General features: G+C 69.0%; 9 protein-coding genes. 5 read left to right on the forward strand and 4 right to left on the reverse strand.

From position 1 onward, the window contains the following. Positions 1-402 precede the first annotated feature (402 nt). On the reverse strand, positions 403-1,506 hold the full coding sequence (locus ACYVOK_RS18615) for a regulatory protein RecX (RefSeq protein ID WP_460663723.1): 1,104 nt from the start codon (positions 1,504-1,506) through the stop codon (positions 403-405). Beyond that, positions 1,493-2,566 (reverse strand): recombinase RecA, encoded by a 1,074-nt coding sequence (recA, locus tag ACYVOK_RS18620; protein WP_360468963.1) that lies wholly within the window; start codon positions 2,564-2,566, stop codon positions 1,493-1,495. The genes ACYVOK_RS18615 and recA overlap by 14 nt, the downstream gene beginning before the upstream one ends. A 248-nt stretch (positions 2,567-2,814) precedes the next feature. Here recA and ACYVOK_RS18625 point away from each other — a divergent pair, with 248 nt between their 5' ends. The 3 genes from ACYVOK_RS18625 to ACYVOK_RS18635 all read left to right on the forward strand — a co-directional run bounded on the left by ACYVOK_RS18625 (position 2,815) and on the right by ACYVOK_RS18635 (position 6,471). Beyond that, positions 2,815-3,606, forward strand: a complete 792-nt coding sequence (locus tag ACYVOK_RS18625; protein WP_460663724.1) for a hypothetical protein — start codon at positions 2,815-2,817, stop codon at positions 3,604-3,606. 38 nt (positions 3,607-3,644) lie between these two features. Next, a complete protein-coding gene (locus ACYVOK_RS18630) occupies positions 3,645-4,208 on the forward strand; it encodes a GrpB family protein (protein ID WP_460663725.1) in 564 nt (187 codons plus the stop codon). Positions 4,209-4,353: 145 nt separating this feature from the next. Beyond that, the gene (locus ACYVOK_RS18635) at positions 4,354-6,471 is read left to right on the forward strand and encodes an MMPL family transporter (protein ID WP_460663726.1); all 2,118 of its coding nucleotides are present in this window, start codon (positions 4,354-4,356) and stop codon (positions 6,469-6,471) included. 37 nt (positions 6,472-6,508) lie between these two features. Here the strand turns inward: ACYVOK_RS18635 and ACYVOK_RS18640 are convergent, their stop codons facing one another. Then, complete coding sequence (locus tag ACYVOK_RS18640; protein ID WP_460663727.1) at positions 6,509-6,703, reverse strand: DUF3046 domain-containing protein; 195 nt, start codon at positions 6,701-6,703, stop codon at positions 6,509-6,511. Continuing rightward, the gene (locus tag ACYVOK_RS18645) at positions 6,700-7,863 is read right to left on the reverse strand and encodes an LppM family (lipo)protein (RefSeq protein ID WP_460663728.1); all 1,164 of its coding nucleotides are present in this window, start codon (positions 7,861-7,863) and stop codon (positions 6,700-6,702) included. The genes ACYVOK_RS18640 and ACYVOK_RS18645 overlap by 4 nt, the downstream gene beginning before the upstream one ends. Before the next feature lie 101 nt (positions 7,864-7,964). On the opposite strand from ACYVOK_RS18645, the gene ACYVOK_RS18650 reads away from it, so the two are divergent. Together ACYVOK_RS18650 and ACYVOK_RS18655 are read left to right on the forward strand one after the other, a co-directional pair. Beyond that, positions 7,965-12,554 carry an ATP-dependent helicase gene (locus tag ACYVOK_RS18650; protein WP_460663729.1) on the forward strand — a complete coding sequence of 1,530 codons (4,590 nt, stop codon included), beginning with the start codon at positions 7,965-7,967 and terminating at the stop codon, positions 12,552-12,554. 3 nt (positions 12,555-12,557) lie between these two features. Further along, positions 12,558-13,361 (forward strand): Fpg/Nei family DNA glycosylase, encoded by an 804-nt coding sequence (locus tag ACYVOK_RS18655; RefSeq protein WP_460663730.1) that lies wholly within the window; start codon positions 12,558-12,560, stop codon positions 13,359-13,361. The last annotated feature ends 604 nt before the right edge of the window (positions 13,362-13,965 follow it).

Raw genomic sequence — 13,965 nt, forward strand, 5'->3', positions numbered from 1 at the left:
CTCCGGAGCAGACGCCGACCCCGTACCCGCTGTCCTCAGCCTGCGCCGCACCGCCGCGGACCTACGGATGATCGCCTCGGAGTCGCTCGACCGCGGACGGCACCGCCGAGGGCCACGCACCCGAGCACACGCCGCACCCGGCTCTCGCGCTCGGAACAGACGTCGGCGACTATCCCGCTCGAGGATCCCTGAGCGGGATAGGCGCCGTCGCAGGTGCCGCGGCACATTCGGCCGGTGAATCAGGTGGTGTCCTGGTTGCGCAACGGCGGCAGGGCTGGGACCTGGCGCTGTCGTACGCCAAGCGCGTTGGCGGCTCGGCGCTGACGATGTTGGAGGTCGGTGGGTTGCCACCTGACCCTCCTTGAGGGCGGAAGCCCTGGGGCGGTTTGGCGCGTGGCTGGTTCAGTCGGGTTCCAGGCCTGAGGGGTCGAGGAGGGGGAGCTCTTCGTGGGTGGCGGAGAGTTCTTCTTTGACGATGCGCATGGCCAGGCCGCTGGGATAGCCCTTACGGGCCAGCATGCCGAGGAGGCGGCGCATGGCGACCTGGCGGTCGAGGGAACGCATGGCCGGGAGTTTGCGACGGACCAGAGCCCGGGCGGTCTCCTCTTCCTGGTCCGAATCCAACTCGTCCAGGGCGTCGCGGGCCAGCTGGTCGTCGACTCCACGGCGGCGTAGCTCCTGAGCCAGGGCGCGTTTGCCCAGCCCGCGACCCCGATGCCGCGATTCGACCCACGCATTGGCGAAGGCGGCGTCGTCGATCAGACCCACCTCGGTGAACCGGTCGAGCACCTCGTCGGCCACGTCGTCCGGGATCTCCCGCTCGGCCAGCAGATCAGCCAGCTCCGCACGCGTTCTGGGCTGGCCGGTCAGCTTGTCAAGCAGGATCGTTCGCGCGACCGAATGCGGATCCGCCGCCTGATCGAGCTCCGGATCCGCAGGACCGTCGGGCTCGTCCGCCGTATGGGCTCTCCCCCGCCGGGGAAACCCAGACCCGAACCGCCGCCGCGCGAGCGCCCGTCCGCTCCGCCCCGAACCCCCACCAACCGAGCCGCTCCCGAACGACGAACCATCCGCAGACGACTCACCACCCAAGGACTCGCTCGAGCCGCCCACAGACGAGTCCCTGCCCACCGGCCCACCTGAGCCGCCCACAGACAGGTCACGGTCGAAGAGCTCATCTGAGCCGCCGACGGGCAACCCGTCGTCGACCAGTTCGTCCGGCTCCGCCCAGGGTGCGATCGGGGCACGGCTGCCCTCGGACGGCTTGCGCCTGCGCTCCCCGTTGGACGGCTTACGCCTTCGCTCTCCCGAGGACGTCCCGCGGGCGGTCTTGTCGGACGGCGATTTCGCGGGCGACGGATTCGCGGACGGTCCTCGGGCGAGGAGGTCGCGGGCCATGGCCAGGCGGTCCGCCTGTGACATGGTGAGCCGCGCGGTGGCAGCGTCGCCGGCAGGTGACTGCCGGGGAGCGCTGCCGTCCGCAGCGGGTCGATCAGAAGTCGACATCGACCTCGGCCGTGGCGGCCTCGTCGGCCGGCTGGTCCAGCGTCGGGCCGATGCCCATCTTCTCCTTGATCTTCTTCTCCAGCTCGTTGGCCAGATCGGGGTTGTCGCGCAGGAAGTTCCGCGCGTTCTCCCGGCCCTGGCCGAGCTGGTCGCTCTCGTAGGTGAACCAGGCACCGGCCTTGCGGACGAAGCCCTGCTCCACGCCGAGGTCCAGCAGGCTGCCCTCCCGGCTGATGCCCTGGCCGTAGATGATGTCGAACTCGGCCTGCTTGAACGGCGGGGCGACCTTGTTCTTCACGACCTTCACCCGGGTCCGGTTCCCGACCACGTCGCTGCCGTCCTTGAGCGACTCGATCCGCCGGACGTCCAGCCGCACCGAGGCGTAGAACTTCAGCGCCTTACCACCGGTCGTGGTCTCCGGCGAGCCGAACATCACGCCGATCTTCTCGCGCAGCTGGTTGATGAAGATCGCCGTGGTGCCGGTCCCGCTGACCGCACCGGTCATCTTCCGCAGCGCCTGGCTCATCAGCCGGGCCTGCAGACCGACGTGGCTGTCGCCCATCTCGCCCTCGATCTCGGCCCGCGGCACCAGCGCGGCCACCGAGTCGATCACGACGATGTCGATCGCGCCGGAGCGCACCAGCATGTCGGCGATCTCCAGCGCCTGCTCACCGGAGTCGGGCTGCGAGACCAGCAGGGCGTCGGTGTCGACGCCCAGCTTCCGCGCGTAGTCCGGGTCGAGCGCGTGCTCGGCGTCGATGAAGGCCGCGATCCCGCCGGCCCGCTGGGCGTTCGCCACCGCGTGCAGCGCGACCGTCGTCTTACCCGAGGATTCCGGGCCGTAGATCTCCACCACCCGGCCACGGGGCAGACCGCCGATACCGAGCGCGATGTCGAGCGAGATCGACCCGGTGGGGATGACCTCGATCGGGGCCTTGCCCTGCTCGCCCAGCCGCATCACCGAGCCCTTGCCGCATTGCCGCTCGATCTGCGTCAGCGCGGTCGCCAGCGCCTTCTCGCGATCCGCCGCCGCGCGTTCCGCACTCGCTGCACCAGCCATGTGACTGCCACCTGACCCATCTACGTATCGGGGCCGCTGTCCCAGCCGCCCGGGGATTTCCTTGTCGCCAGAGAAGGTACGGGTTACGTCCGACAGTTTTCGCCGCCACCGGGAATCTGTGGACAAACTCGGCCGTCCAGCACACCTCCAGGACTCCAAACTATCCCGAACACGTGTTCGAATCGCAACTGACACGCCGAAGTTGCCCCGGCGACCGTCCTGGACCGCCGACTCCCTACCCTGGCGGCGTGGCAGACCGTCCAGACATCCCCGACTCCGCCGTCGTCCTCGCGCTCAGCCGGGTCGAGTTCGGGATCGACTCCGTACTCGACGCGCTCCGTACCCAGGACCCGTTCGGCATCCGCACCGTCCTCACCGAGTACTCCGCCCAGGAGCAGCCCAACCTGGCCGAGAAGGGCCTGATCCTGGCGATCGACCGGCTGCTGAAGATGAAGGTGCCGGGGCACGCCGAGTGGCCGACGCTGCCGCTGGCGGAGCGCTGCGACTGGTGGGTGGAGCGGCTCGGCGGGTTCGCCGCCGTCGTCGCGGGTCTCCCGCGGATCAGCGGTGCCGCCGCCGATCGGCTGCCGGTCAAGGACACCCTCGGTGCGGCCGTCCAGGCCCTGGTCATCGGAGCGGTTTGCCGCGAGTACGGCGTCGAGGCGCATGCCGACCGTACGGCGGTTATCGCACGCGTACTCACCGACCGGCCGATCACACCGGACGACGTACTCAAGTACGACGACCCGACCGCAGCCGGCCAGGATGTTGCGAAGCAACTGGGGCTCGGTGACGAGTCGGACGACGCGGGCCTGCGCAAGGGGGTCCGGCTGGTCTGGCGGATCAGCAAGCTGTTCGGCGGACTCGGTGAGGTCTTCGAGGAACGTCCACGCGGCAGTCTCGGTGCCAGGTTCATCGGCAAGCTTCCGGCGATCGGAGTGGTCGGCGGCTTCTTCGACGAACGCAAGGGCATCCGCAAGGCGGCGTACGAGGCTGCGGAGCTCCTGACGAGCAGCGCGTTCCGGGTGAAGCCCGTTTAGAGGCTGCGAACGGCGACCCTGACTGGGATGATCTCGGCATGACTGGGATCGTCATCGTGAGGGCTGACGAGAGCTGGCCGGCGCAGTACGAGAAGATCGCGCGTGCGGTCGGTGAGCTGCTCGGTGAGACGGCACAACGGATCGACCACATCGGATCGACCGCCGTACCCGGCCTGGCGGCGAAGGACGTCCTCGACATGCAGGTGACGGTCGCGACGGAGCCGGAACTGGACGACGTGGTGGAGCGAATGGTCGCGGCCGACTGGGAGCTCCGGCCGCCCAGGCGCGATCATCCGGTTCCCGGCTTGCCTGCCGAGGACCCGCAATGGGTCAAGCGCCTACTGGTCGAGCCGATGTACAGGCGCCGGGTGAATCTGCACGTCCGTGTCGCCGGCCGAGCCAATCAGCGCTATGCCCTGCTCTTCCGGGACTACCTGCGCAGCCATCCGGAGACGGCAGCGGCGTACGGCGAGTTCAAGCGCCGTGCCGCCGCACTGCCGATCGAGTCGATCGCGGACTACGCCGAGCTGAAGGACCCGGTGTGCGACCTCATCTACCTCCCCGCCGAGGAGTGGGCCGCCCGGACAGGCTGGACACCCTGACGCGAGAGCAACGGGACGCAGGGTGAGTGCAGTAATACTGCGGGGTCGTTGACCCTGCCGGGTGCCGCACCTCAGGCTGGATCGGGGGGTGCGTCGTGGACAGTCCGACGTACGGGCGGGCGTCCCTCCGGGGGGCGTGGTTCTGGTGGGCGGAGCAGGACGGCTGGCGGCGTTGCCGTGCGGCAAGGTGTCGAAGTGGATCGTGCTGGCACTGTGGATCGTCGCGATGGCCGCGTCCTTCGGCCCTGCGGGCAAGCTGACCGGTGCGCAGGAGAACGATGCGGTGTCCTGGCTGCCGGGCAAAGCCGAGTCCACAGAGGTCCTGAAGGCCACGCAGCAGTTCTCCTCGCCGGACGAGGTCCCGGCGGTGCTGGTGTACGAACGACCAGACGGGATCACGCCTGCCGACCAGCAAGCGGTCGCGCGGCACGTGACGCAGTACGCCGACCTGCCCGGCATCGACCGTGAGGTGGTCGGGCCGATCCCGTCGGAGGACGGCAAGGCCCTGCAGGTGCTCGTACCGATCAACGCCGGTTCCGGCGGCTGGGAGACGATCGGCGAGCGAGCGGAGGACATGAGGGAAGTGGCGGCTGATCGCCCCGACGGGCTGTCGTTCCACGTCACCGGGCCCGGTGGCTTCGCTGCTGACTCACAGGAGGCCTTCGCCGGCATCGATGGCAAGCTGCTGTACTCCGCTGCCGCGGTGGTGATCATCATCCTCTTGCTGACGTACCGCAGCCCTGTGCTGTGGTTGCTACCACTGTTCTCGGCCGGGGCGGCTCTCTTCACTGCGCAGGCCGTCATCTACTACTTGGCAACCGAGGCGGATCTGACCGTCAACGCCCAGAGCGCCGGCATCCTCACAGTGCTGGTGTTCGGCGCCGGGACGGATTACGCCCTGCTGCTGGTGGCCCGCTATCGAGAAGAACTGAGGCGTCATGAGGACCGGCACGAGGCCATGGCGTTCGCGCTCCACCGGTCCGGTCCAGCCATCATCGCCTCAGGCTCCACGGTGGTGGCCGGCATGCTCTGCCTGCTGCTCGCCTCGATGAACTCGACCAGTGGCCTCGGACCGGTCGCCGCGGTCGGCATCGTCATCGCACTGGCCGCCATGCTGACCCTGCTGCCCGCTCTGCTGGTCATCTGCGGCCGCTGGGTGTTCTGGCCGCTCCGGCCGACGTACGGCTCAGAGGACCACACCGAGACGAGCGTGTGGGGTCGCATCGGCCGACGGATCGCCGTACGGCCGCGGCTGACCTGGATCACCACCACCGTCGTACTGGCCATCGCCGCGCTTGGGATGCTGCGGTTGGACGCCAACGGTCTCAGCAACGAGGAGTCCTTCACAGGTACGCCGGAGTCCGTGGTCGGTGAGAAAGTGCTGGCTGCCCACTTCCCGGCCGGTGCGGGGAGCCCACTGGTGGTGGTGAGCAAGGCGGACAAGGCAGCAGAGGTCCGTACGGCGATCGCCTCGACGCAAGGTATTGCCTCCGTCGCCGAGCCGCGTGTGTCCGGTGGGCTCGCCTACCTCGAGGGCACGCTGACGGACGCGGCCGACACCCAGGCCGCGAAGGACACGGTCGATCGGGCTCGAGAGGCAGCTCACGGCGTGCCGGGGGCCGACGCGCGGGTCGGCGGCGGAACCGCCATCCTGCTCGACACACAGCGGGCCGCCGACCGGGACAACCGGGTGATCATCCCCGCCGTGCTGGCGGTGGTGCTGCTGATCCTCACCCTGCTGCTGCGTTCGCTGTTGGCGCCGGTGCTGCTGGTGGCAACCGTCGTGCTGTCGTTCGGCGCGGCACTGGGCATCAGCGCGCTGGTCTTCGACCTGGTGCTCGGGTTCGGTGGGGCCGATGTGTCGCTGCCGCTATTCGTGTTCGTCTTCCTTGTTGCCTTGGGCATCGACTACAACATCTTCCTGATGACCCGGGTGCACGAGGAGTCGAAGACGCACGGCACCCGGCGCGGCGCGCTGATCGGCGTCGCCGCGACCGGTGGTGTGATCACGTCCGCGGGGCTGGTGCTTGGGGGAACGTTCGCGGTGCTGGCGACGATGCCGGTGGTGGCGTTCGCCGAGATCGGCATCGCAGTCGCGCTCGGCGTCCTGCTGGACACCATCGTGGTCCGCGCGGTGCTGGTGACGGCGCTGAACCTCGACATCGGCCGGCACCTGTGGTGGCCGAGCAAACTGGCGAAGAAGCGTGACCCGGAGCCGACCGAGGACCTACCCGAGCCGGAACCAGAGCTGACCGCAACCTGAGCCGCCGGACCCCGTCGGCTCACTCGGCCCGCCCGGCTCAGCGCTCGCTGGGTGGGAGTTGTAGGTGAGCCCAAACGGCGCGCCAGACCGTCTTCGCGTGCTCGCCGTCGGCCAGGGCCTCGACGACCGTGCGGCCGCCGAGTTCCTGGACCACCTGGGTCTCTGCCCAGGTCCGCGCGTAGTCGGGACCGAGATGGCGATCCATCCGCTCCCAGAACTCCGTGAGTCTCATGCCTGCCCGTCGTTGTCCCTCGGTGGGTGTGCCCAACCACCCTGTGAACCGCCCTGTCCACCGGGCTGATCCTGCTGAGGCGGCGCCGGCGGACGGTCCTGCTGCTGCGGACCCCACTGACCCTGCCCCGGCTGACCGTGACCCGGTTGCGGCTGGCCGGGCTGCTGTCCCCAACCGCCCTGCCCCTGCGGGGGTTGCTGCCCCTGCGGACCCCACTGACCCTGCCCCGGTTGTCCCTGCTGGGGCTGAGGCTGTCCAGGGTACTGCGGTTGACCAGGCTGACCCGAGTACGGCGTCTGACCCGGCTGACCGCCGTACTGACCGGGTTGACCGGGTTGACCGCCGTACGGACCGGGCTGGCTGGGCTGGCCGCCGTACGGGCCGCCGGGACCGGACTGCGCGTAGCCCTGCTGGCCGTACCCAGGCTGTCCCGGGTACTGCCCCTGCGGGCCGCCGTACTGCGCGCCCCACTGGCCATGCTGCGGCTGGCCCGGGTACTGACCATATGGCCCGTAGCCCTGCTGGGCCTTGGCCTTGCGACTACGCAGTACGAAGAAGACGACAGCAGCGGCAGCCAGCAACACCAGCACGACGATGAGGATGATCGCCCAGAGCGGGAAGCTACTGCCCGCCTCGGAGGTCAGTGACACGTTGCCGAGCTTGTCGAGGCTGTCGTATGTCGCCGTCCGCCCGTCGACCTTGGCACCGTCGTCGTGCTCGATGATCTTGCCGGGCATGGTGATCTTGAAGTTCACCGTGGGCTGGCTGCCGGACGGCACGTTGCCCAGGTTGGGGACCTTCACCGTGACCTTGAACCTGTCGCCCTCCTTGCGGAAGCCGACGCCCTCCCCGCTCGAGCTGCCCATCTTCGAGAACGGCACACCCTCGAACGTGCAGTTGGAACCGACGTACCGATCGTCCTCGGACGGCGTGCAGGTGACGCCGTCGGTGGTGGTCTGCTTGATGCCGTCCTCGATCCGCTCGCGGACCTTGTCGAGCGACTGGCCGCTGGACTGCAACAGCTGCTTGTCGACCCCGATCTGCATGGTGCCGGAGACGGTCTCGTTCGAGTTCACCTTGAGGTCGGCGTCGAGTTTCACGCACCCGGTCAGCGCGACCAGGCACGCCACGACGACGAGCGCTGCACGTACGCGGTTCATCATGCGGACGATCATTCCAGACGGCGGGGACACCGCCCGAACCGGACGGAAACCGCCTGGTCAGGGGCGGAAAACCAAAATTGTCCGAGGGACCCGGCAAGATGGTCGACGTGAAGAAGACCAGCGCGTTGAGCCGGTTCTCGCCCGCGACCCGGGCGTGGTTCGGCGACGTCTTCGAGTCGGCCACCCCGGCCCAGCTCGAGGCGTGGGACGCCATCACCGCGGGCCGGGATGCGCTGGTGGTCGCCCCGACCGGTTCGGGCAAGACGCTGGCGGCCTTCCTCTGGGCACTCGACCGGCTGGCCACGACCCCGCCGCCGGACGACCCCAAACTGCGCTGCCGGGTGCTGTACGTGTCGCCGCTGAAGGCACTCGCGGTCGACGTGGAGCGCAACCTGCGCGCGCCGCTGATCGGGATCCGCGAGACCGCGCGGCGGCTCGGCGAGGCGCCGATCGACGTCGAGGTCGCGGTCCGGTCGGGTGACACGCCGGCCGGTGAGCGGCGACGATTCGCCAGCCGGCCCTCCGACGTACTGATCACGACGCCCGAGTCCTTGTTTCTGTTGCTGACCTCACAGGGCCGCGAGTCGCTGCGCGGCGTGGAGACGGTGATCGTCGACGAGGTGCACGCGGTCGCGGGGACGAAGCGCGGGGCGCATCTGGCGGTCACGCTCGAGCGACTGGACACCCTGTTGCCGAAGCCGGCGCAGCGGATCGGGCTGTCGGCGACGGTCCGGCCGGTCGAGGAGGTCGCGCGCTTCCTCGGTGGCGAGCGGCCGGTGACCGTGGTGCAACCGAAGTTCACCAAACAGTGGGACCTGAGCGTCGTCGTGCCGGTCGAGGACATGGCCGAACTGGCGAGCACCGAGCTGGAGACCTCGGGGTCGGCCGCCGGTCCGCCGCAGCACGCTTCGATCTGGCCGCACGTCGAGGAGCACGTCTTCGACCTCATCTCGCAGCACAAGTCCACGATCGTCTTCGCCAACTCGCGCCGGTTGGCCGAGCGGCTCACAGCCCGGCTCAACGAGATCGCCGCCGAGCGGTCCGAGCTGGAGCTGGCAGACGCGGGTTCACCAGCTCAGCTGATGGCTCAGTCGGGTGCGTCGCTCGCCGCGCCGCCGTTGATCGCGCGGGCCCACCATGGTTCGGTCAGCAAGGAGCAACGGCTGCTGATCGAGGCGGATCTGAAGTCCGGCCGGCTGCCGTGCGTGGTGGCGACGAGCAGCCTCGAGCTGGGGATCGACATGGGCGCGGTCGACCTGGTCGTCCAGGTGGAGGCGCCGCCGTCGGTCGCGAGCGGTCTGCAGCGCGTCGGCCGTGCCGGTCACCAGGTCGGCGCGGTGTCGCGGGGTGTGTTATTTCCGAAGTTCCGCGGCGACCTGATCGACACGGCGGTCGTCGTGCAACGGATGCGCGACGGACTGATCGAGAGCCTGCACATCCTGGCCAATCCCCTCGACGTCCTGGCGCAGCAGATCGTGTCGATCGTTGCCCTGGACACCATCGACGCCGACGACCTCTTCGCTCTGGTACGGCGGTGTGCTCCGTTCGCGACGCTGCCACGGTCGGCGTACGACGGAGTGCTCGACATGCTGTCGGGTCGCTACCCGTCGGACGAGTTCGCGGAGTTGCGTCCGCGGATCGTCTTCGACCGGGTGAGCGGTGAGATCTCCGGTCGGCCTGGTGCGCAACGGCTCGCGGTGACCAGCGGCGGGACGATCCCCGACCGTGGATTGTTCGGTGTCTTCCTGGTCGGTGAGTCGACGAACCACCGCGTCGGTGAGCTCGACGAGGAGATGGTGTACGAGTCGCGGGTCGGCGACGTCTTCACCCTCGGCGCGTCGAGTTGGCGGATCGAGGACATCACCCACGACCGCGTGCTCGTCTCCCCCGCGCCCGGTCAGCCGGGACGGTTGCCGTTCTGGAAGGGCGACGCGGTGGGGCGTCCGGCCGAGCTGGGCGCGGCGACCGGAGCCTTTGTCCGGAAGATGGCGTCGCTACCGGCCGGCAAGGCAGTCGAGCGGGCACGTGCTGCGGGACTGGACGAGTACGCGGCGAACAACCTCGTCTCGTATCTGGCCGAGCAACGCGATGCGACGAGCCGAGTGCCGGACGATGTGACCGTTGTAGTCGAGCGGTTCCGCGACGAGCTCGGCGACTGGCGGGTGTGTGTACATTCGCCGTACGGCGGCCAGGTGCACGGACCGTGGGCCCTCGCGATCGCCGCCCGGCTGCGCGAGCGGTACGGGATGGATGCGCAGTCGGTGTCGGGTGACGACGGGATCGTGCTGCGACTGCCGGAGACGGACGAGGCGCCGCCGGGTGCCGAGCTGGTGCTGTTCGACGCGGCCGAGATCGAGGACATCGTGACCGCGGAGGTCGGTGGATCGGCGCTGTTCGCCGCACGTTTCCGGGAGTGTGCGGCGCGCGCGCTGCTCCTCCCCCGGCGGAATCCGGGTCGGCGGTCTCCGTTGTGGCAGCAACGGCAGCGGTCGGCGCAGCTGCTGAGTGTGGCGAGCAAGTACGGCTCGTTCCCGATCGTGCTCGAGACGCTGCGCGAGGTGCTGCAGGACGTTTATGACCTGCCGGCGCTGAAGGACCTGCTGACCGGGATCACCGAGCGACGGATCAACGTGGTGGAGGTCGAGACACCGGAGGCTTCCCCGTTCGCGAAGTCCCTGCTGTTCGGTTATGTGGGCGCGTTCATGTACGAAGGCGACACGCCGCTGGCGGAGAAGCGCGCCGCTGCCCTCGCCCTCGACCAGACCTTGCTCGCCGAGTTGCTCGGGCGGACGGAGCTGCGTGAGCTCCTCGACGCCGAGGTCGTCCTGCGGACCGAGGCCGAGCTGCAGCGGCTGGCGGAGGATCGTCGCGCCCGGGACGCCGAAGGGTTGTTCGACGTACTGCGGATGGTCGGTCCGCTGTCGCTGTCCGAGGCGTCGCAGCGGTGCGTGGACGACGCCGATGCCGAGTCCTGGCTGACCGCGTTGGCTGCCGCGCGCCGGGTCGTGCGGGTGCGGATCGCCGGCGAGCACCGCTGGGCCGTGGTAGAGGACGTGGCTCGGCTTCGCGACGCACTCGGCGTACCCCTTCCGCCCGGGATCGCGGAGGCGCATGCGGAGCCGGTCGCGGATCCGCTTGGGGACCTGGTGTCCCGTTATGCGCGGACGCATGGACCGTTCCGGGCGATTGATCTCGCGACACACCTCGGGATCGGCGTTGCCGTGGTGACTGATGCGTTGCGTCGGCTGAGCGCGGCCGGTCGGGTCGTCGAGGGCGAGTTCCTGCCCGGTGGCATCGCGATGGAGTGGTGCGACAGCGAAGTTCTGCGGTTGTTGCGGCGCAGGTCCCTGGCCGCGCTGCGCAAGGAAGTCGAGCCTGTCGATCCATCGGCCCTCGCGCGCTTCCTGCCCGCGTGGCAGGGCATCACGAGCAGTCGAGGGCGCGGGTACGACGTACTGCTCGGTGCCGTCGAGCAGTTGGCCGGATGCGCGGTGCCCGCGTCGGCGCTGGAGTCGATCGTGCTGCCGTCACGCGTGCCCGGGTACCAGCCTTCGATGCTGGACGAGTTGACGTCCACCGGCGAGGTCGTGTGGGCTGGGTCGGGTTCGCTGCCGGGGACGGACGGATGGGTTTCGTTGCACCTCGCGGACAACTGCGATCTGACCTTGCCGGATCCGGATCCTGAGTTCGAGATCGGCGAGACGCATCAGGCGGTGCTCGACGCGCTGTCGGGCGGGGGTGCCTTCTTCTTCCGGCAGTTGAGTGACGTCGTCGGTGCGGCCCACGGAGTGGTCGATGACGAGACTCTGGTCGGTGTGTTGTGGGATCTCGTCTGGGCGGGTCATTTGACCAACGACACGCTCACGCCGGTCCGGTCACTCGTCGGCGGTGGCCGCGGAGCCCACCGTGCCCGTCGTACGACGCCACGCGCGCGTCCGGGGCGTCCGGTCCGGCCGGGACGACCGGCGATGCCCGCGCGCAGTGGACCGCCGACTGCTGGTGGGCGGTGGTCGTTGCTTCCGGCCCGTAATCCGGATGCGACCCGTCGGGCTCACGCGGCGGCGGAGACGCTGCTGGATCGGTACGGCATCGTCACTCGCGGGTCGGTGATGACCGAACGGACTCCGGGCGGGTTCGCTGCCGTGTACAAGGTGTTGAGCGCGTTCGAAGAGTCGGGGCGGTGCCGGCGCGGGTACTTCGTGGCCGGTCTTGGGGCTGCGCAGTTCGCTTTGCCCGGGGCGGTCGATCGGTTGCGGGCCATGGCTGAGATATCCGGTTCCGCGGGTGGAGGGCGTGGGCGGCGTGACGAGGAGCCTGCCGCGCGAGCCGTCGTACTTGCGGCTTCTGATCCGGCGAACCCATACGGCGCCGCGTTGCCATGGCCTGAGCGCGAGAGTGCCGGTGGACATCGGCCGGGGCGGAAAGCCGGAGCGTTGGTCGTGCTGGTCGACGGGCAGTTGATCGTGTACGTCGAACGCGGCGGGCGGACCGTGCTCAGCTTTACCGAAGATCCCGACCTGCTGCAGCCTGCCGTCGATGCGTTGGCCTTGGCGATCAGGGACGGTCAACTTGGCAAGCTCAGTGTCGAACGGGCGGACGGTGAGCAGGTGCGGCATACGGCGTTCGGTGATGCCCTGGCAAAGGCGGGTTTCCATGCGACGCCGCGGGGCTTGCGATTGCGAGCCTGACCAATGCCTGAGGGGGACACCGTCTGGCGCGCGTGCAACCGGCTCAACCAGTCGCTGGCTGGGCAGGAGCTGGCCCGCACCGACTTCCGCGTGCCTGCCTTGGCGACGACCGACCTCCGCGGCCGGACGGTGCTGGAGGTCATTGCGCGTGGCAAGCATCTGCTGATGCGGCTGTCTGGCGATGTGACAGTGCACAGCCACCTGCGGATGGAGGGCAGCTGGCATCTGTACCGACCTGGGGAGCGCTGGCGAGGTGGGCCGGCTCATCAGATCCGGGTGGTGCTGGAGACGGCGTCGTGGGTAGCCGTCGGCTACCGGCTGCCCGTGCTCGAACTGATCCCGACCGACGAGGAGGACAGGGTCGTCGGACATCTTGGGCCTGATCTGTTGTCACCGTCGTTCGATCGCGCCCAGGCGATCGCCAATGTGGAGGCTCAGCCGGATCGGACCATCAGCGAGGCGCTCCTGGACCAACGGAACCTGGCCGGCATCGGCAACTTCTACCGCAACGAGGTCTGCTTCCTGCTCGGCCTGCACCCCTGGCGCCCGGTCTCGACGGTCGACGTACCGGCCGCGGTCGACCTGAGCCGCCGCCTGATGAAGGCGAACCTCCGCAACGGCACCCAGGTAAGCACCGGGATCAACCGTCCCGGCCAGCGGTCCTGGGTGTTCGAACGCCCCGGCAAACCCTGTCGCCGCTGCGGCACCCCCATCCTCACCGCCCCCATCGGTGACCCCCCAACAGCCCGAGTCACCTACTGGTGCCCCACCTGCCAACCCGAGCACCCTCACCCCGCCCAGCCCTGACCCTAGGCCCTGCATCCAGCTACGGTTGCGCGCACAGTGTCGGCTGCCTGGACCACCGGCTACGGAAGGCGCTCCACGAGCTACCAGCTCGACGCCGAGCACCGCAGCCGGTGGTAGATCGTCTGGGCGAGTCAGTCTGCATCCAGGCGCGCGCAGCCCGCACAGCCCTCTCGTGCCCCGACCAGGCTCATAGGCCATTCCACGCCCAGGGCAACCCGGCACACATCCGCTTCGATCGACCGCCCGGGCAATGCGAGCGACGCCCTCGCCACACCGTCGTAAGCGGGTGGACCCTCAGCCGGACCACCCGTCGTGCGCGAGCTGACCGGTCGGCACTCACTAGTACGTCGCCGACCGGCTCCCTGCTCGGCAGCAGGTCGAAGACGGCTAGGAGCCGGAACTGGCCTGTGGACAGGCGCTGCGAGGCGATGGAACGCGGATATGTTCTCCGATGTATCGAACATCTGTTCGAGTGAAAGGAGAGGTCATGTGTGACATGTGCGGTGGTCTGACCGACGAGCAGTACTCGGAGCGGCTGGAGCGGAATGTTGTGGTTCAACACATAGGCGACAGATGTCTCAGGACATAGGCGACACGTGTCTCA

The sequence above is a fragment of the Kribbella swartbergensis genome, assembly GCF_054784135.1.